Origin of the sequence: Actinoplanes octamycinicus (assembly GCF_014205225.1) — a bacterium.
GTDB classification, from domain to species: domain Bacteria; phylum Actinomycetota; class Actinomycetes; order Mycobacteriales; family Micromonosporaceae; genus Actinoplanes; species Actinoplanes octamycinicus.
On sequence record NZ_JACHNB010000001.1, the window covers coordinates 8,635,114 to 8,653,471 of the forward strand.

At 72.6% G+C, this 18,358-nt stretch carries 18 protein-coding genes; 10 read left to right on the top strand and 8 right to left on the bottom strand.

The annotated features are described in order from the left end of the window. Positions 1 to 17: 17 nt before the first annotated feature. Genes BJY16_RS39115 through BJY16_RS39125 form a run of 3 tightly spaced genes read left to right on the top strand, consistent with a single transcriptional unit; the run spans position 18 to position 2,888 of the window. Complete coding sequence (locus tag BJY16_RS39115; RefSeq protein WP_185044566.1) at positions 18 to 1,064, top strand: FecCD family ABC transporter permease; 1,047 nt, start codon at positions 18 to 20, stop codon at positions 1,062 to 1,064. Next, positions 1,061 to 2,053: a FecCD family ABC transporter permease gene (locus BJY16_RS39120; RefSeq protein WP_185044567.1), complete on the top strand. Its 993-nt coding sequence runs from the start codon at positions 1,061 to 1,063 to the stop codon at positions 2,051 to 2,053. The genes BJY16_RS39115 and BJY16_RS39120 overlap by 4 nt, the downstream gene beginning before the upstream one ends. Before the next feature lie 28 nt (positions 2,054 to 2,081). Further along, complete coding sequence (locus tag BJY16_RS39125; protein WP_185044568.1) at positions 2,082 to 2,888, top strand: ABC transporter ATP-binding protein; 807 nt, start codon at positions 2,082 to 2,084, stop codon at positions 2,886 to 2,888. Here BJY16_RS39125 and lhgD read toward each other — a convergent pair whose 3' ends face one another. Then, positions 2,889 to 4,082, bottom strand: a complete 1,194-nt coding sequence (gene lhgD, locus BJY16_RS39130) for an L-2-hydroxyglutarate dehydrogenase (RefSeq protein ID WP_185044569.1) — start codon at positions 4,080 to 4,082, stop codon at positions 2,889 to 2,891. Positions 4,083 to 4,477: 395 nt separating this feature from the next. On the opposite strand from lhgD, the gene BJY16_RS39135 reads away from it, so the two are divergent. Further along, positions 4,478 to 5,167 (top strand): GntR family transcriptional regulator, encoded by a 690-nt coding sequence (locus BJY16_RS39135; RefSeq protein ID WP_185044570.1) that lies wholly within the window; start codon positions 4,478 to 4,480, stop codon positions 5,165 to 5,167. Between the two features lie 39 nt (positions 5,168 to 5,206). Here the strand turns inward: BJY16_RS39135 and BJY16_RS39140 are convergent, their stop codons facing one another. The 4 genes from BJY16_RS39140 to BJY16_RS39155 all read right to left on the bottom strand — a co-directional run bounded on the left by BJY16_RS39140 (position 5,207) and on the right by BJY16_RS39155 (position 9,287). Next, positions 5,207 to 6,658, bottom strand: coding sequence for a HAMP domain-containing sensor histidine kinase (locus tag BJY16_RS39140; protein ID WP_239176905.1), 1,452 nt, complete (start codon positions 6,656 to 6,658; stop codon positions 5,207 to 5,209). Further along, the gene (locus BJY16_RS39145) at positions 6,655 to 7,365 is read right to left on the bottom strand and encodes a response regulator transcription factor (protein ID WP_185044571.1); all 711 of its coding nucleotides are present in this window, start codon (positions 7,363 to 7,365) and stop codon (positions 6,655 to 6,657) included. The genes BJY16_RS39140 and BJY16_RS39145 overlap by 4 nt, the downstream gene beginning before the upstream one ends. Positions 7,366 to 7,497: 132 nt before the next feature. Continuing rightward, complete coding sequence (locus BJY16_RS39150) at positions 7,498 to 7,977, bottom strand: FMN-binding protein (RefSeq protein ID WP_185044572.1); 480 nt, start codon at positions 7,975 to 7,977, stop codon at positions 7,498 to 7,500. A gap of 8 nt (positions 7,978 to 7,985) precedes the next feature. Further along, complete coding sequence (locus BJY16_RS39155) at positions 7,986 to 9,287, bottom strand: ferredoxin reductase family protein (RefSeq protein ID WP_185044573.1); 1,302 nt, start codon at positions 9,285 to 9,287, stop codon at positions 7,986 to 7,988. 163 nt (positions 9,288 to 9,450) lie between these two features. On the opposite strand from BJY16_RS39155, the gene BJY16_RS39160 reads away from it, so the two are divergent. The 4 genes from BJY16_RS39160 to BJY16_RS39175 all read left to right on the top strand — a co-directional run bounded on the left by BJY16_RS39160 (position 9,451) and on the right by BJY16_RS39175 (position 13,866). Beyond that, positions 9,451 to 10,020, top strand: coding sequence for a DUF4956 domain-containing protein (locus BJY16_RS39160; RefSeq protein ID WP_185044574.1), 570 nt, complete (start codon positions 9,451 to 9,453; stop codon positions 10,018 to 10,020). Beyond that, positions 10,017 to 10,778, top strand: coding sequence for a VTC domain-containing protein (locus BJY16_RS39165; RefSeq protein WP_185044575.1), 762 nt, complete (start codon positions 10,017 to 10,019; stop codon positions 10,776 to 10,778). Before BJY16_RS39160 ends, BJY16_RS39165 begins: the two co-directional genes overlap by 4 nt. Beyond that, positions 10,765 to 12,588: a carbohydrate-binding domain-containing protein gene (locus BJY16_RS39170; RefSeq protein ID WP_185044576.1), complete on the top strand. Its 1,824-nt coding sequence runs from the start codon at positions 10,765 to 10,767 to the stop codon at positions 12,586 to 12,588. The genes BJY16_RS39165 and BJY16_RS39170 overlap by 14 nt, the downstream gene beginning before the upstream one ends. A gap of 216 nt (positions 12,589 to 12,804) precedes the next feature. Further along, the gene (locus BJY16_RS39175; protein WP_239176903.1) at positions 12,805 to 13,866 is read left to right on the top strand and encodes an LCP family protein; all 1,062 of its coding nucleotides are present in this window, start codon (positions 12,805 to 12,807) and stop codon (positions 13,864 to 13,866) included. 225 nt (positions 13,867 to 14,091) lie between these two features. On the opposite strand, the gene BJY16_RS39180 is transcribed toward BJY16_RS39175, so the two are convergent. The 3 genes from BJY16_RS39180 to BJY16_RS39190 all read right to left on the bottom strand — a co-directional run bounded on the left by BJY16_RS39180 (position 14,092) and on the right by BJY16_RS39190 (position 16,220). Then, positions 14,092 to 14,703, bottom strand: a complete 612-nt coding sequence (locus BJY16_RS39180) for an MBL fold metallo-hydrolase (RefSeq protein WP_185044577.1) — start codon at positions 14,701 to 14,703, stop codon at positions 14,092 to 14,094. A 250-nt stretch (positions 14,704 to 14,953) separates the two neighbouring features. Continuing rightward, positions 14,954 to 15,439 carry a hypothetical protein gene (locus BJY16_RS39185; RefSeq protein ID WP_185044578.1) on the bottom strand — a complete coding sequence of 162 codons (486 nt, stop codon included), beginning with the start codon at positions 15,437 to 15,439 and terminating at the stop codon, positions 14,954 to 14,956. A gap of 46 nt (positions 15,440 to 15,485) precedes the next feature. Beyond that, positions 15,486 to 16,220 (bottom strand): class I SAM-dependent methyltransferase, encoded by a 735-nt coding sequence (locus tag BJY16_RS39190; RefSeq protein ID WP_203758871.1) that lies wholly within the window; start codon positions 16,218 to 16,220, stop codon positions 15,486 to 15,488. 77 nt (positions 16,221 to 16,297) lie between these two features. Here BJY16_RS39190 and BJY16_RS39195 point away from each other — a divergent pair, with 77 nt between their 5' ends. Together BJY16_RS39195 and BJY16_RS39200 are read left to right on the top strand one after the other, a co-directional pair. Beyond that, positions 16,298 to 17,245 (top strand): phosphodiester glycosidase family protein, encoded by a 948-nt coding sequence (locus tag BJY16_RS39195; protein WP_185044579.1) that lies wholly within the window; start codon positions 16,298 to 16,300, stop codon positions 17,243 to 17,245. Positions 17,246 to 17,250: 5 nt separating this feature from the next. Then, entirely contained in the window at positions 17,251 to 18,309 is a 1,059-nt protein-coding gene (locus BJY16_RS39200; protein ID WP_185044580.1) for a glycosyltransferase, read from the top strand. Positions 18,310 to 18,358: the final 49 nt, after the last annotated feature.

Here is an 18,358-nt window from a genome sequence, read left to right on the forward strand (position 1 = left end):
TAGGCTAACCTAACGAGGTGTACGCGCGTCAACAGGATCCGCCGGAAGCGGACGGGAGTGCCACACTGTCCACCATCGACACCCGCCCTTCGGTGGCCGCGAGACCGGTCGGGCTCCTGGTCGCGGTCGTGGTGCTCGCCGTGGTGCTGGTCCTCGGGATCGGCTTCGGGGCTCGGTTCCTCACCCCCGGCGAGGTCTGGGCCGGGCTGGTCGACCCCGGTTCGCCGTTCTACCGGATCGTGCACGAGATGCGGCTGCCCCGTACGCTGCTCGGCCTGGTCGTCGGCCTGGCCCTGGGCCTGGCCGGCGCGATCATGCAAGCCCTGACCCGCAACCCGCTGGCCGATCCCGGCCTGCTCGGCATCAACGCCGGTGCCTCGGCGGCGGTGGCCAGCGCGGCCGCCTTCCTGGGCATCGGCACCTTCGCCGGCTGGGTGTGGTTCGCCCTGGCCGGCGCCGCGGTGGTCACCGCCCTGGTCTACGCGGTCGGCGGCGGCCGGTCGGCCACCCCGGCCCGGCTGGCCCTGGCCGGCGCCGCGCTGAACGCCGCGCTCTACTCCTACGTCAGCGCGGTGATGCTGGCCAACACCGCGTCGATCGAGAAGATGCGCTTCTGGACGGTCGGCTCGCTGGCCAGCGCCGACTTCGGCACGCTGCGGCAGGTCACCCCGTTCATCCTGGCCGGGGTGCTGATCGCACTGGCCGTCGCCCGCCCGCTGAACGCGCTGTCGCTCGGCGACGACGCGGCCCGCGCGCTCGGCGCCAGGCCCGGCGTGATCCGCGCCCTGGTGATCGTCGCGGTCACCCTGCTCTGCGGGGCGGCCACCGCGGCGTGTGGCCCGATCGTCTTCGTCGGCCTGCTCATCCCGCACCTGGTCCGCCCGATCACCGGGCCGGACCTGCGGTGGCTGCTGCCGTACACGATGGTCCTCGCCCCGGTGCTGCTGGTCGGCGCCGACGTCCTCGGCCGGGTCCTGGGCAGCCCCGGCGAGCTGCAGGTCGGCGTGGTCACCGCGGTCCTCGGCGGCCCCCTCTTCCTCTACCTGGTGCGAGTCGCGAAATGATCACCACCCGTCCCCGCACCGTGCTGATCGGCGGCGGCGCGCTGCTCGCCATGGCCGCCGTGGCGGTGCTCACTCTCGGCACCGGCGACTTCCCGATCGCCCCCGGCGACGTGGTGAAAACCCTGTTCGGCCAGGGCGACGCCGCCCAGGCGTTCATCGTCAACGAGCTGCGCCTGCCCCGGGTGATCACCGCGATCCTGGTCGGCATGGCGCTGGCCGCGGCCGGCGCGGTCTTCCAGTCGGTCACCCGCAACCCGCTGGGCAGCCCGGACATCCTCGGCATCACCAGCGGCGCCGGCGCCGCCGCGCTGACCGTGGTGATCCTCGGCGGCACCAGCACCCAGCTCTCCCTGGCCGCGGTGGCCGGCGGCATCGGCACCGCCCTGGTGATCCAGCTGATCGGCGGCCGGCGCGGCCTGCACGGCTACCGGTTCATCCTGATCGGCATCGGGATGACCGCGATCCTCAACGGCATCGTCGGTTATTTGCTGACCAAGGGCGTGCAGATGGAGAGCGCCCGGGCGATGCTCTGGCTCACCGGCAGCTTCGACGGCCGCGGCTGGGAGGAGGCGCTCCCGCTGCTGGTCGTGCTGGCCGTCGCGATCCCGGTGCTGGTCCTGCTCTGCGGGCCGGGCCTGCGGATGCTGGAGATGGGCGACGACATCGCGGCCGCCCTGGGCGTCCCGGTCAAGCTGCTGCGCAACGGCTCGCTGCTGCTGGCCGCCGCGGTGGTGGCGTTCGCCGCGGCCGCCGCCGGCCCGGTCAACTTCGTCGCGCTGATCGCCCCGAACATCGCCAAGCGGCTCACCCGCGCCCCCGGACCGAATCTGCTGCCGTCACTCGCGATCGGCGCGCTGCTCACCGTCGGCGCGGACTGGCTGGCCATGCACTCCGGCTACCCGATCCCGGTGGGTGTGGTGACCGGCGCGCTGGGCGGCGTCTACCTGGTCTGGCTGCTCACCACCGAACGCAAGGCCGGCCGCATCTGATGACCGAGATCACCACTGGAGCGATGACATGAGCCGACTGAGCGGCACCGGGATGACCCTCGCCTACGACAAGCGGGTCATCGCCGAGGAGCTGAGCGTCGAGATCCCGGACGGCTCGTTCACCGTGATCATCGGCCCGAACGCGTGCGGCAAGTCGACCCTGCTGCGCGCGCTGTCCCGGCTGCTCAAGCCGACCGCCGGCACGGTCCTGCTGGACGGCGCCGACGTGCACTCGCTGCCCACCCGCACGGTCGCGAAGACGCTCGGCCTGCTCCCCCAGTCGTCGGTCGCCCCGGACGGGATCAGCGTCGCCGAGCTGGTCGCCCGCGGCCGTTACCCGCACCAGGGCATCCTGCGCCGCTGGTCGACCGAGGACGAGCGGGTGGTCACCGAGTCGATGGCCGCCACCGGCGTCGCCGACCTGGCCGATCGCAGCGTCGACGAGCTCTCCGGCGGCCAGCGCCAGCGGGTCTGGATCGCGATGGCGCTGGCCCAGCAGACCCCGCTGCTGCTGCTCGACGAGCCGACCACCTTCCTCGACATCGCCCACCAGATCGAGGTCCTCGACCTCTGCGCCGAACTGCACGAACGGCAGGGCCGCACCCTGGTCGCGGTGCTGCACGACCTCAACCACGCAGCCCGCTACGCCACCCACCTGATCGCCATGCGCGGCGGGAAGATCGCGAAGGCCGGCAAGCCGGGCGAGGTGCTCACCGCGGACCTGGTCGAGGAGGTCTTCGGCCTGCCCTGCCGGGTGATCGACGACCCGGAGACGGGCACGCCGCTGGTGATCCCCCGCAAGCGCGCCGCGGCCCCGGTGACCGCGGAGGCATGATCAGTCGAAGATCGCGCCGAGCACGTGCTCGGCGATCGCCATCGAGGAGGTCGCCGCCGGTGAGGGCGCGTTGCGGACCGCCGTGACGGCGCCCATCCGGTGGATCCGGAAGTCGTCGACCAGGCTGCCGTCCCGGTCCAGCGCCTGGGCCCGCACCCCGGCGCCGGCCCGGACCACGTCGGCCGCGCCGATCTCCGGCACGTACCGCATGGCCTCGGCCATGTAGCGACGCTTGGAGAGCGAGCCGCGGACCTCCTTGATCCCGGTCCGCCAGTGCTGCTTCGCCATCCGCCACGCCCCCGGCCAGGCGGCCAGCGCGGCCAGGTCCGGGACGGAGAAGGTGGAGCGCTTGTAGCCCTCGCGAGCCGTGGCCAGCACCGCGTTCGGCCCGACCTCGACCACCCCGGTGACCCGGCGGGTGAAGTGCACGCCGAGGAACGGGTAGCGCGGGTCCGGGACCGGATAGATCATGCCGCGGACCATGTCCGCCTTCTCCGGCTTGACCCGCATGTACTCGCCGCGGAACGGGATGATGATCGGCTCCTGCCGGTCACCGGCGAGCCGGGCCACCTTGTCGCTCTGGATCCCGGCGCAGACGATCAGCCGGTCGACCGTCAGGCGACGCTCGCCGGACACCACCTCGATCCTGGGGGACGCCGGAACGATGGAGGTGACCGGCCAGCTCAGCCGGACCTCTCCCCCGGCGGCGACGATCTCGTCGGCGAAGGCCCGGGCGACACCCGGGAAATCCGTGATCGCCGTCTCCGGCGAGTGCAACGCGGCGAGACCCGCGGCGTGCGGTTCGATCTCGCGGATCCCGGCCGCGTCGACCCGGCGCATTCCCGGTACGGCGTTCTCCCGCGCCCGCTTCTCCAGGTTGTCCAGGCGCCCCAGCTCGTCGGCCCGGACCGCGACCACCAGCTTGCCGCACTCGTCGTAGGCGATCCGCCGCTCCTGGCAGTACTCCTTGAGCAGCGACCGCCCGCGGGTGCACAGCTGCGCCTTGAGGCTGCCCGGCGGGTAGTAGATGCCGGCGTGCACCACCCCGGAGTTGTGCCCGGTCTGGTGCCGGGCGACCGCGTCCTCCTTCTCCAGCACCACCACCCGGGTGCCCGGCCGCCGGAGGGTGATCTCCCGGCCGATCGCCAGGCCGACGATGCCGGCTCCCACGATCCCGATGGTCTCGTCAGCCATCACTGTTTGCCTCTCCGTCAGGTCGACGCGCTCAGCCCGAACGTCTTGACCTTGGCATAGAAGCGCATCGTCCCGGCGCCCGGCTCCTGGCCGGTCCCACGACCACCCACCGCTCCGCCCATTGTCAACAAAGCCGCTGACACGACCGGCTGCGGCCGCGCGACAAGGTGCGGTCCGCTCCACCCCGCAGATCAACAGCGTTTCGGTACGCCCGGGTACACCTCTGAATCCGCAGAGGTAGGCACCGAGGTGTCGCCTGCGGGTTTTTGCTGACAATCGTGTGAGCGATGGGCAGACTCCGCCGGTATCGATCAACCCGGAGCCGCGGGGTCTGGCGCCGCTCAGGCATGATGAGTGGTCCGGCACCGGCATCGACAGGAAGACGACGACTACAGATGGCGTCTGAGCACCACACCGATCGGCGGGCGGCGCGGGTGTCCGCTCGCAGCACGGCGGCCCAGGCCCGCGACATGTTGCGCGACGCCATCCTGCGCGGTGCGTACCTGCCCGGTGAGCGCCTGGTCGAGGCGCAGGTGTGCGAGCGGTTGCGGGCCAGCCGGTTCACCGTGCGCGCGGCCCTGCAGGACCTGGCCGCCGAGGGCCTGGTCGAGGTGCAGCGGAACCGGGGCGCCCAGGTGCGCAAGGTGTCGATGGCCGAGGCCGTCGAGATCACCGAGGTGCGGATGGTGGTGGAGGGACTGATCGCCGCGCGGGCCGCCGAGCGGGTCACGCCGGAGCAGGCCACCGAGCTCGACGAGATCGCCGTGCTGATGCGCCGGGCTGTCGACGCGGGTGAGTACCGGCGTTACAGCGACCTCAACGTCCGCCTGCACGCCCTGATCCGGCAGATCGCCGCGCACCGGACCGCGGACCGCATCGTCGAGACCCTGCGCGGCCAACTGGTCCGCCACCAGTACATGGTGTCGCTTCTCCCGGGCCGCCCGCAGACCTCGCTCCCGCAGCACGAGCGGATCATCTCCGCCATCCGCGACCACGACCCGAAGGCCGCCGAGACCGCCATGCGCGACCACATAGCCAGCGTCATCGAGGCCCTCCGCTCGATGGACTACCTCGGCGGCGTCTGACCCCACCAGCCGCCCGCCGACGATCCTCGGAGCGCGTGGTCAGGTGGGGAGTCGGAGGGTGACGACCGTTCCTCCCTCCTCGCCGGGTGCGGCGGTGACCGTGCCGCCGTGCTGGGTGGCGGTCTGGGCGACGATGGCCAGGCCCAGGCCGGAGCCGGGCATCGAGCGGGCCGCCGTGGCGCGGTAGAAGCGGTCGAAGACGTGCGGCAGGTCCTCCTCCGCGATGCCCGGGCCGCTGTCGGCGACCGTAAGCAGCGCCCAGCCCGGCTCGGCGGCGGTCAGCCGGATGTCGATCGCGGCGCCCGGGGGGCTCCATTTCGCGGCGTTGTCCAGCACGTTCACCACCATCCGCTCCAGCTCGCCGGGGCGGCCGACGACGGTGGCCGGCTCCAGGACGGTGTCATAGGTGAGGCCGGGGGCGCGGATCCGCACCCGGGCGACCGCGGCGGCGACCACGTCGGCCAGGTCGACCGGCTCGGCGGTCTCCCGGGTCGCCTCCTCGCGGGACAGCTCGACCAGCTCGGTGGTGAGCGTGGCCAGCTCGCGCACCTGGGCGTCCAGGTCGGCGAGCAGCTTGGCCCGCTCCTCGGGTGGGAGCCGGTGCGCCAGCTCGGGGCGGCGCTCCAGCTCCAGGAGCAGCTCCACGTTGGTCCGGATGCTGGTCAGCGGGGTGCGCAGCTCGTGCCCGGCGTCCTCGACCAGGGTGCGCTGGGCGCGGCGGGACGCCTCGATCGCGGCGAGCATCGCGTTGACCGAGCGGCCCAGGCGGGCGATCTCGTCGACGCCGTGCACGTCGATCGGATGGTCCAGGTCCTGGGTGACGGCGACGTCCTCGACGGCGGAGGTGAGCCGCTCGACCGGGGCCAGGCCGGCCCGGGCGACGGTCCGCCCGAGGAACGCGGCGCCGGCGATCCCGGCGGCGCAGCCGAGGGCGAGCAGCAGGGCGAACGCGGCGAGCACCCGCTCGCTGGGGTCCGAGTCCATGCCGACCTGGACCGCGCCGCCGCCGGACAGCGGCACGGTCAGCATCAGGTAGTCGTCCGGCCCGAGGGTGATCGTCTCCTGTGCCGGCTGCCGGGACGACCCGGCGGCGATCTGCTTGGCGGTGTCGGTCACCGGCAGCGTGGTGCGGCTGCCGCCGGACGGGGTGCCGGTGGCGTCGAGGATCTGCCAGCACGGCCCGATCTCGCCATGCGGCCGGCCACCCCGGCCCGGGCCGCGCCCACCGTCCCCGTCGCCGTGCTCACCGCCGCCCCACAGCTCCCGGCTGCGCGACGACTCGGTCGCCAGCCACTGCTGCGGGTTTGCCGCGATCGCCGCCGCGTCGCTGGTCAGCTCCTGGGCGACCTGATGCCGCTGGATCTCCCGGACCGCCACCCACGCGCCACCGGCGACGGCCACCATGGCCGCCCCGACCGCGACCGCGACCAGCAGCGACAGCCGCGCGTGCAGGGTGCGCGCCCGCCACCATCGCACCGGACCCCAGCTCACAGCGGCTCCTCCCGCAGCACGAAGCCGACCCCGCGCACCGTGTGCAGCAGCCGCGGCTCACCCTCCGCCTCCAGCTTGCGCCGCAGGTAACCCAGGTAGACGTGCAGGCTGTTGGACTGCTCGCCGAAGTCGTAACCCCAGACCTGCTCGAACAGCGCGGCCCGGCTGAGCACCTGACGCGGGTGCCGGAGGAACGCCTCGAGGATGTCGAACTCGGTGCGGGTGAGCCGGAGCGCCCGCCCGGCGCGCTGGACCTCCCGGGTGCGCGGGTTGAGCCGGACGTCGGAGAAGACCAGCCACTCCCCCGCCTCGGCCTCCTCCGGCGCCGAGCCGGACGGCGTGGCCAGCGCGGACCGGCGCAGCAGCGCCCGGATCCGGGCCAGCAGCTCCTGCAGGGCGAATGGTTTGACCAGGTAGTCGTCGGCACCGGCGTCCAGCCCGGCGACCCGGTCGCCGACGCTGTCCCGGGCGGTGAGCATCAGCACCGGCAGGAAGACGCCGTCGGCGCGCAGCTGCCGGCAGGCCTCCAGCCCGTCCATCCGCGGCATGCTGACGTCGAGGATCAGCGCGTCCGGCTCGCCGGCCCGGACCGCGTCGAGGGCCTGCAGCCCGTCGCCGGCGATCTCCACCTGATATCCCTCGAAGCGCAGCGTGCGCGCGAGCGAGTCGCGCACCGCCGCGTCGTCCTCCACCACCAGGATCCGCATGCCCTCCACCCTGCCAGCACCCTCCGACAGAAACCCCGCGAGGCCCGTCCGGCAGGAACTCCGCCGGGCCCCTCCGACAGAAACCCCGCCAGGCCCGTCCGACAGAAACCCCGCCAGGCCCGTCCGACCAGATCAGCTCAGGTCCGCGGCATCGAGCGCGGCCTGCAGCGACTGGAGGTACCCGTCGCTGGTCACGGTGGCCCCGGAGACGGTGTCGATGTCCGCGCTCTGCGCGTCCAGCGTCTCCTGGACCAGCGTCGGGATGGCCCGGGCGTTGATCTCCTGGTCCTTGTGGTTCCCGGTCGGGTAGACCGGCACCGAGACCGCCGTGATCCTGCCGTCGGCCACGGTGATCTGGACCTGGACGTCGCCCCACCGGGTGGACACGGTCGACCCGGCGTAGGTCTTCCCGGCCGCGGAGCCGGACGAAGAACCGGACGAAGAACCCGACGAAGAACCGGACGAGGAGCCGGAGGAAGAACCGGAGGACGAGCCGGAGACCGGCGCGACGGCAGCCGCCGCCGGCGCGACGCTGTTGGTGCTGGTCCGGTAGCTGAACAGCAGCACCAGCACGGCGACGGTGGACAGCATCCACAGGGTGATACGACGCATCGGAGTCCTTACCAGGAGAAGAGTTCGGTGTGCAGCCGGTCGGCGGCGACCCCGGCCTCGAGCGCGGCGCCCCGCACCGACTCGGCCCACGCCTCCGGCCCGCAGACGTACAGATGGGAAGCGGCCACCTGGGGCACGATCTGCCGCAACGTAGCGGCGCCGCCGTGCCCGGCCAGATCCGCCGGCAGCCAGCTGGGGTGGTCGGCGCGCGGCCCGAGCAGGGTCACCACCCGCACCCCGCGGTGCCGGGCGAACCATTCCAGCTCGGACCGGAAGGCCAGCTCCGCCTCGGTCCGCACCCGGTAGATCAGGGTCGCCTCGCCGGGCTGGTAGGGCAACTCGCCGAGCAGTGACAGCAGTGGCGTCACGCCGATCCCGCAGGCCACCAGCACCACCGGCCCGCCGGTGTAGTGCTCCCCGGTCAGCTTCCCGTACGGCCCCTCGACCAGCACCCGGGTCCCGGGGCGCAGTCCGGCCACCCGGGAGCTGCCGTCTCCCAGGTTCTTCACGGTGATCCGCAGCTGGTCGCCGTGCGGGGTGGCGGAGAGCGAGTACGGGTTGGCCCGGCTCCACCCGGGCCCGTCCAGGAACCGCCACTGGAAGAACTGCCCGGCCCGTGCCGGCAGCTCCCCGAGCCGTTCCCCGGTCAGGTACACCGAGGTCAGCCCGGGTCCTTCGGGCACCACCCGGGTCACCACCAGCCGGTGCCGCCAGTTGCGCCAGGCCGGCAGCCCGACCCGGTACACCAGCACCGCCCCGGCGGACAGCCCGTAGAGGGTCCACCAGTACACCGTGGCGGCGGTCGAGCCGACGAAGTCGGAACCGGTCCACAACTGGTGCGGCAGGGCCAGCCCGACCCCCAGGTACGCGTACAGGTGCAGCAGGTGCCACGACTCGTACCGAAGCCTCCGCCGTGCCGCCCGGATCGACGTCACCACCACCATGACCAGCGCCAATGTGCCGGCGACGGCGAGCAGCATCCCGGGGTAGTTCACGATCATGTCCCACAGCTCGGTGAGGAACCCGGTGATCGTCACGATGTGCACGACCATCAGCCAGAACGAGCCGAACCCGGTCCACCGGTGCCAGCGCGCCAGCCGGTCCTGCCCGAACGCCCGCTCGACCAGCGGGATCCGGGCCATCAGCAGCACCTGCAGCAGCATCAGGTCGGAGGCGAGCAGCCCGGTCAGCCGTCCCAGCGACGAGAGGGAGAGGTCGCCGCCGTTGCCCGCCCAGAGGGCGACGACGACCAGGAGGCTGAGCGCCGCGACCGAGCTGAGGAGCCGGGCGCGCACGGCTGAAGCTGTCATGCCCCCAAGATTCGGTACTCCGCCTAAGACCCGGACCGGCGGAAACGTAAGGAATCGCTAAGAAGGACAGCTCTCAGAAGCGGAACAGACGACGCACAGCTTCCCCCCAGGCGCCGAACCCCCAATGGGAAACACCAAATGAACTCCGCCTGAAGGAAACCTTGTGAACGCTCTTGTTGCCGCAGCCGCGGATCTCCTGGCGATCGGCGTCCTCACGTTCGGCGTCTACTTCCCCCGGCACCACCGGCGCGACCTGGTCGCCGCCTTCCTGGGCGTGAACATCGGCGTGCTCGCGGTGTCCACCGTGCTCGGCGCGGAGAACGTCGGCGCGGGCCTCGGCCTGGGCCTGTTCGGCGTGCTCTCGATCATCCGGTTGCGCTCCGACGAGATCTCCCAGCACGAGGTCGCCTACTACTTCGCGGCGCTGGCGCTGGGCCTGCTCACCGGCCTCGGCGGCCTGGACGTGATCACCGGCTCGCTGATGGCGCTGATCGTCGCGGCGCTCTGGTTCGGCGACCACCCGGGCCTGTTCAAGCGGTACCGGCACCAGACGCTCCGGCTGGACAGCGCGCACACCGACGAGACCGCCCTGCGCGCCCACCTGGAGCGGGTCCTCGGCGGCAGCGTGGTGAACCTGTCGATCAAGCAGGTGGACCTGGTCAACGACAGCACCCTGGTCGAGGTCCGCTACCTGGCGCCGGCCGGCCGCGCGGCACGGGTGCCGGTCGCATGATCGCCACCTTCGCGCCGATCTCGCTGGACCGGCTGGTCGCCGCGGCCGAGCTGCTCACCCGGGTGGACCGCAAGTACCTGCTGCCCGCCGCGCTGCTCCCGGAGCTGCTGGCCCAGCTGCCGGCGGAGGCCCGGATGCTGGAGATCGACGGCCGCCGCGACTTCGGCTACCACTCGACCTACTTCGACACCGAGCGGCTGGACAGCTACCTGGGCGCGGCACATCGGCGCCGCCGCCGGTTCAAGGTCCGGATCCGCACCTACCTGGAGACCGGCGCCCGCTTCGTCGAGGTGAAAACCCGCGGTTCCCGCGGGACCACGATCAAGGACCGGCTGGCGTACGACGGGACCGGTCACGACCTGGGCCCCTCCGGCCGGGCCCACCTGGAGCACGTCCTGGCCGGCGCCGGCATCGTCCCGACCGGTCACACGTTCCGCCCGGTGCTCACCACCGGTTACCGGCGGCACACGCTCTACCTGCCCGGATGCGGCAGCCGGGTGACCATCGACACCGAGCTGACCTGGTCGCTCCCGGACGGTGCCCCGCTGCGGATGCCGGGTCACGCGATCGTCGAGACCAAGTCGGCCGGCGGCCTGTGCGAGGTGGACCGCCTGCTGTGGCGGCTCCGGCACCGCCCGTCCTCGATCTCCAAGTACGCCGCCGGGCTGGCCGCGCTGCGCCCGGAACTCCCGGCCAACCGCTGGCACCCCGTCCTGCACCGCCACTTCTCCGTGAGGAACCGCCATGAGACTGCGTAAGAAGTTCGTCGCCGCCGTCAGCTCGGCCGCGCTGGCGGCCGTCCTGCTCGCCGGCTGCTCCGGCGGCTCCGGCTCGACCGCCGCCGAGGCGGCCACCGCCACCGCCGCCGCGGTCAGCACCGTGGACGGCACTCAGAAGGCCGCCGCGGTGCTCGCCGCCAACACAAGCGCCGCCACCGTGGGTGACGTCGCCACCGATGACGCCGCGGTCGTCACACTCGCCGGCAGCTCCGCGACCAGCAGCGCGGACGGCGTGCAGGTGAACGGCGGGACGATCACCATCACCCAGGCCGGCACCTACCGGCTCACCGGGACGCTCAGTGACGGGCAGATCGTGGTGGACGCCGCCGGCGCCACCGTCACGCTGATCCTGGACAACGCCGCGATCAGCAGCTCGACCACCGCCGCGATCGCCGCCACCGCGGTCGACTCGCTGGTCGTCGTGCTCGCCGACGGCAGCACGAACACCCTGTCCGACGCCTCGTCCTACGCCGACGACGCGGACGTGAACGCGGCCCTGTTCAGCGCCGGCGACCTGAGCCTCACCGGCGCCGGGTCACTGGAGGTGACCGGGACCGGCAACGACGGCATCACCTCGAAGGACGGCCTGGTGATCGACTCGGGCACGGTCACGGTGACCGCGAAGGACGACGGCGTCCGCGGCAAGGACTACGTGATGGTGAACGACGGCACGATCACGGTCACCGCCGGTGGCGACGGGATCAAGGCGGACAACACCGAGGACGCCGACTCCGGCTACGTCGCGGTCGCCGGCGGGACGGTGACGCTGACCGCGACCGGCGACGGCGTGGACGCGTCCACCGACATCGTGCTGACCGGCGGCGACCTGACGGTCAAGGCGGGCGGCGGGAACACCGGCAAGGTCGCCGGCGACGCCTCGGCCAAGGGCCTCAAGTCCGGGGTGATCACCGTGCTGGAGGGTGGCACCACGACGGTCGACGCCGCCGACGACGCGATCCACAGCGACGGCGCGGTCCACCTGACCGGCGCGAAGGTCACCGTGGCCAGCGGCGACGACGGCGTGCACGCGGAGGGCCAGCAGATCGTCGACGGCGGCTCGCTCGACGTCACCACGGCCACCGAGGGCCTCGAGGCGGCCGACTTCATCCTCAACGCGGGCACCGTGCGCGTGCACTCCAGCGACGACGGCATCAACGCGGCCGGCGGGTCCGGCACCACGACCGACACCGGCGGCAACCCGGACGGCGGCTTCGGCGGCGGGCGCGGCGGGGGCGGCGAGGAGGTCGGCCCGTACAAGTGGACGGTGAACGGCGGCACGCTGATCGTCGACGCGGGCGGCGACGGGCTGGACTCCAACGGGACCGCGTCGATCACCGGCGGCACCGTGGTGGTCAACGGGCCGGAGGGCAACGGGAACGGGGCCCTCGACGTCAACGGCACCTTCACGGTCAGTGGCGGGACGCTGCTGGCGGCCGGCAGCGCGGGCATGGTGGTCTCCCCGAGCACCGACTCCGAGCAAGGCTGGCTCTCCGCGTCGCTGGACAGCCCGGTGGCGGCCGGCACCACGATCCAGATCGCGGACCGTGACGGGAACCTGGTCGCCACCTACGTCACCAGCAAAACCGCGCAGAGCGTGGTGTTCTCCTCCTCCAAGATCACGAGCGGGTCCACCTACACCGTCCACACCGGCGGCAGCGCGAGCGGCAGCAGCACGGGTGGGCTGGCCGCGTCGGGTTCGCTCGGCTCGGCGACCAAGATCGCCACGGTCACCGCGGGGCAGGCCGCTGCCGGGGGCGGCGGGTTCGGGGGTGGGCACGGTCCACGCTGATTGCGGTACGCGACGGGCCGCTCTCGCCACGCGGGAGAGCGGCTCCCGGCGTACCCCGATCCGCTCGTGATCTGTCGGCCGCAACCCTCGCGGACCGCAACCGATGGCCGCCTCCGTCGCGCGAAACGGTGCAGGCGTCGCGATGCCGCCCGCCGGAGCCGGTCGGCGTGCGACCATCCGCTGGCTGGACAAAAGCGGATATTCGGGAGGACACGGGTGGGAAGGATCGGGAAACGCCGCACACCGTTGTGGGCACGGCTCGGAGTGGCGGTCGGCAGCCTCCTGCTGGCGCCGGCGCTGGTCGTGGGGCAGGCGACGCCCGGCCTCAGCGGACCGAGAACGATCGCCGGACCGTTGAACCTGCTGCTGGTCGGCATCGACCCGCGCGACGACCACACCGCCCCGCTGGCCGACTCGATCGTCGTGGCGCACGTCCCGGCGGACCGGCACGGGATCGTCCTCTTCTCGATCCCGCGGGACCTCGTCGTCACCATCCCGGCGTTCGCGAAGTCCGGCACGCCCGCCCAGCGCAGCAAGATCAATGCGGCGATGGGGCTGGGCAGCCGGCTCGGCGGCGACCGGTACAGCGCCGCGCAGGGCTACGAGCTGCTCGCCCAGACCGTCGGCGAGGTCACCGGGATCCGGCGGTTCGACGCCGGCGCGGTGCTCAACTTCGGCGGCTTCACCAGGATGGTGCAGGCGGTCGGCGGCCTGTCCATGCCGATCGACCAGACCGTCGTCTCCGAGCACCGCAAACCGGACGGCACGCCGCGGGACCGGCTGGCCGAATGCCCCGGCCACGACAACTGCCACCGGCCCTACATCGGGCCGCAGAAGATCTACCCGAAGAGCGACACCCCGGTGCACTTGGAGCCGTGGGAGGCGCTCGACTTCGTCCGGCAGCGCTACGGCCTGCCCCGCTCCGACTACGACCGGCAGCGGCACCAGCGCCAGTTCCTGAAGGCCCTGGCCAAGAAGATGAAGCGGAAGATCCTCAGCACCCCGGACGGCCTGGTCCGGACCACCACCGCGATCGGCGACTCGCTGACCTTCATCGGTGGCGGCCATCGCCTCGCCGACTGGGCCGCCGAACTGAAGGACCTGCACCTCAACGCCATGACCGGTGTCGGCCTGCCGGGCGGCCCCCTCTTTGAGAACGGCGTCTACCGCGGCGAGCAGCTCTCCCCGGCGGTCACGCCGTTCTTCACCGCGGTCGCCACCGACACGGTCCCGCAGTACCTCCTGTCCCACCCCGGCGTGGTCACCCTCGACAGCTGACCCCGCTCCCACCCCGGCCCGCACCCCGCTCACGGCCCGGCCGGCTGTGCCCCACGGGTGTCTCAAGGGTCTTGAGACACCCGTGGGGCACAGCCGAACAACCGCAAGACGCGCGGGCGGTCCGGACCATGACGCGCCTCGCGGCCGGTCGGCTGGCTCCCACGGGTGTCTCAACAGTGTTGAGACACCCGTGGGAGCCAGCCCGGGGCCGCGAGCGGGTGGCGGTCAGGCCGCGGGCTGCTCGGCAGCGATGGTGGTGTCGGGGCCGTGGCCGGTGTGCACGACCGTGTCACCAGGCAGCGGGAACAGCTTGGCGCGGATCGAGGCGACGATCAGGTCGGCGTCGGAGTAGGAGCGGCCGGTGGCGCCCGGGCCGCCCTGGAACAGGGTGTCGCCGGTGAAGACGCAGCCCAGCTCGGGGGCGTGCAGGCAGACCGCGCCCGGGGCGTGGCCCGGGGTGTGCAGGACGGTCAGGGCGGTGCCGGCCACCTCGACGCGGTCGCCGTCGGCCAGGTCCTTGTCCCAGGTGACCTCGGTGCCGTGGGTGAGCTCCCAGAGCGGCCGCTCGGCCGGGTGCAGCAGGATCGGGGCGCCGGTGCGCTCGCGCAAGGCCGGGGCGACCCGGACGTGGTCGTCGTGGGCGTGGGTGCAGACGATCGCGGTGACCCGCCGGTCGCCGACGACGGCGAGGATCGCGTCGACGTCGTGCGGGGCGTCGATCACCACGCACTCGGTGTCGTCGCCGACCACCCAGACGTTGTTGTCGACGTCGAAGGTCTGCCCGTCGAGGCTGAACGTTCCGCTGACCACACCGTGATCCACTCGCGCCTGCTGCATGCCCCCGATTCTGCCCTGCCGCCGGCGCCCGGTGCGGGCCGGCCGCGCGGAAGTCCGGGGCGACGGCGGAAAGCGCCGAGCCGGCCGCGCGGAAGTCCGGGACGACGGCGGGAAAGCGCCGGGCCGGCCGTGCGGTAGTCCGGGGCGACAGCGGGGAAGGCGCCGGGCCGGCCGCGCGACAACGCGGGGCGACCGCGCGACAGTGCCGGGCCGGCCGCACTGTCGCGCGGCCGGCCCGGAGCGGAGCGGATCAGGCGGCGCAGGCCGCCTTGAGGTCCTTGATCGCCGCGTTCAGCTCAGCCTTGCTCGGCGCCTTCTTCGGGTTCTCGTTCCACGCCTTGTCGAGGTCGTTCATGGCGGCCTCGACCTTGCCGGCCGCCGCGGCGACCGTCTCGTTGGCGCCGATCGAGTAGGCGGTCATCGCGGTCGAACCGGCGATGTACTGGGCGGAGACCGCGATGTAGCCGGCCGGCGGGCCGATCTTCTCGGCGCTGGCCGCCTTCTTGACCGTGTCGTCGACCGCCTTGAGCAGCTCGGTGCACGCCTTCTTGGTCGCCGCGTCGGCGGTGGCCGCCTCGGTCGGCGCGGCCGAGGTGGCCGTGGCGGCGGCCGCCGGGGCGGAGGCCGCGGTGGCGCCCGCGGCCGGACCGGCCTCGGACTCGGTGGCCGGGTCACAGGCGGTGAGCGCCAGGACGGCCAGGACGGACGGAACGATTACCCCGTGGATACGTCGCACTACATTCCTTACTTTCAATGGCAATTCCGCCGGAGAAGGTAGCAGATCATCGCTCGGCCAGCAGCGAGAAGGCGTTCGGCAGCCGGCCCTCCCAGGCGGCCGCCCGCAGGTCGCCCCAGCGCCAGAACGGCTCGGCGTACTCGGCGAGGTGCCGGATCGTGAAGCCGGCCCGGATCAGGGTGGTGACGATCTCGCCGAGGGTCCACTGCGTCTCGACGGCGCCGTTGGCCGGGAAGGTGTCGTTGACGAAGGACCGGGTGAAGTAGCTGCGGTCCGGGCGGATCCGCGGCTCGTCGGTGTCCCAGGTCCACAGCGGCACCGCCGGATGCCCCTCGTAGATGAACAGATGACCGCCGGGCCGCAGCACCCGGTGCAGGTCGCGGGCCCAGGCGTCCAGGTCGCGCATCCAGATCAGCGCGCCCTTGCCGGTGTAGACCAGGTCGTAGTCGCCGTCCTCGACCGGCAGGCCGGGCAGCGTGCCGACCAGGTAGCGGACCGGCAGGCCGGCCTGGTCGGCGCGGCGCTGCGCGGCGGCCACCGCCCGCGGGCTGTAGTCCACCCCGAGCACCGACCGCGCCCCGGCCCGGGCCAGCGCGATGTCGTCGGCGCCGTCGCCGCTCTGCGGGTGCACCACCGCCGGCGCGGCGGCCAGGATCTCGGCGAGCACCTCCCGCTCGGCCGGCCACAGCGCCTGCTCGCTCAGCGCGAAGGCGAGGATCTCGTCGGATTCGTCCTCGTACTTGCCGGCGACGGCCTCCCAGGCCTGCTGTGTCTGGTCCACGCCGCGGACGGTAGTCGACAGAGGGTGGACGGCCGCAACACAGTTACGGCACAAGGAAGGCCGCTTCACTCGGCGTCGTGACCAGTGCGAACACTTCCGAGAAGCGACTGTCCCGACGCGGTTTCCTGGGCGGTGGCCTGGGCGTTCTGGCCGCCGCCGCGGGTGCCGGCGGATGGGCCCTGAATCGTTATGTGATCGACCACGTCGAGGTGTCCGGCGCCTCCGCGCTGACCGCCGCCAACGTCGTCGAGGCGCAGGCTGCGGGCGACGGCACGGCGACCGCGACCTCCTACACCAGCGACACCGCCGCGATCGCGATCAGCACGGTGAGCACCGGCTCGGGCAGCGACAAGGTGACCTGTTTCGTGGCCGACATCAAGATCAAGGACGCGACCATCGTACGGTCGGCGTTCGCTAACGATCAGTTCGGCGAGAACATCACCGCGAACCCGTCGGTGATCGCCACGAGCGTGCACGCGGTGCTCGCCATCAACGGCGACTACTACGGGTTCCGGGACACCGGGATCGTGATCCGCAACGGGGTGAAGTTCCGGGACGCCGGGGCGCGGCAAGGGCTGGCGTTCTACGCGGACGGCACCGCGAAGCTCTACGACGAGACGGCGACCAGCGCGGACGAGCTGATCGCGGCCGGGGTGTGGAACACCCTGTCGTTCGGGCCGGGGCTGGTCGAGGACGGCAAGGTGCTCGACGGGATCGACCGGGTCGAGGTGGACACCAACTTCGGCAACCACTCGATCCAGGGGAACCAGCCGCGCACCGGGGTCGGCCTGATCGACGCCAACCACCTGCTCTGGGTGGTGGTCGACGGGCGCAGCAGCGGGTACAGCCGGGGCGTCACGATGACCGAGTTCGCGCAGATCTTCGCGGACCGGGGCGCGCAGGTGGCGTACAACATCGACGGCGGCGGGTCGTCGGCCATGGTCTTCCGGGACAGGCTGGTGAACAACCCGCTCGGCACGGGCCAGGAGCGCGGGACCAGCGACATCCTCTACGTGGCCGGGTGATCGGGATGCTCGTGCTGATCCCCGCCTACCAGCCGGACTCGCGGCTGGCCGACCTGGTCCGCGCGCTGGACCGGCATCACGTGCTGGTGGTGGACGACGGGAGCGGTCCGGCGTACGCCGCGTTCTTCGACGCGGCGCGCTGGGCCGGCGCCGAGGTGATCACGCTGGACCGCAACCGGGGCAAGGGGTTCGCGCTGCGCGCCGGCTTCACGCACGCCGCCGCTCACTACCCCGGGCACGACGTGGTCTGCGCGGACAGCGACGGCCAGCACCGGCCGGCCGACATCGAGGCGGTGGCCGCCCGGGTCGGGGTGACCGAGGCGGCGATGGTGCTCGGGGTGCGCCGGTTCACCGGGCCGGTGCCGGCCCGCAGCCGGTGCGGCAACGCCGCGACCCGGGTGCTGTTCCGGCTGGTCACCGGCCTGGCGGTGACCGACACCCAGACCGGGCTGCGAGGTTATCCGGCGCGGATGCTGGGCTGGCTGGGGCAGGTGCCCGGCGACCGGTTCGAGTACGAGCTACGGCTGCTGCTGCGGGCGGCGCGGGAACGGCTGGCCGTCGACGAGGTCGGGATCGCGACGGTCTATCTCGACGGGAACCGGTCGTCGCACTTCCGGCCGCTGCGCGACTCGGCCCGGATCTACCGACCGCTGCTCGGGTTCGCGGCGTCCTCCCTGCTGGCCTTCGCGGTGGACGTCGGGCTGCTCGCGGCGCTGGCGGCCGTCACCGGTCAGGTCACGCTGTCCGCGGTGCTGGCCCGGCTGGTCAGCGCCACGCTGAACTACTCGGTGAACCGGTCCGCCGTCTTCGCCCGGGTCCCGCACCGCCGGGCCGCGCCGCGCTACGCCGCCCTGGCCCTGCTGTCGCTGACCGCGAACGTGCTGCTGCTCGGCTGGCTGACCGGCGTCCTGGGTTCGCTGCTGCCGGCCAAGCTGCTCACCGAGGCCACGTTGTTCGCCGCCGGGTTCGCCGCGCAGCGCGCGTTCGTCTTCGGTCAGGGCCGCCGGACGCGAGACGGGCGGACGGTACCGGTGCGCGACGCCGCCGTGGCCCGGAACGGGTGATGCGGCCGGTGCTTGGCCACCGGCCGCATCACGTTCCGGCTTACCCAGG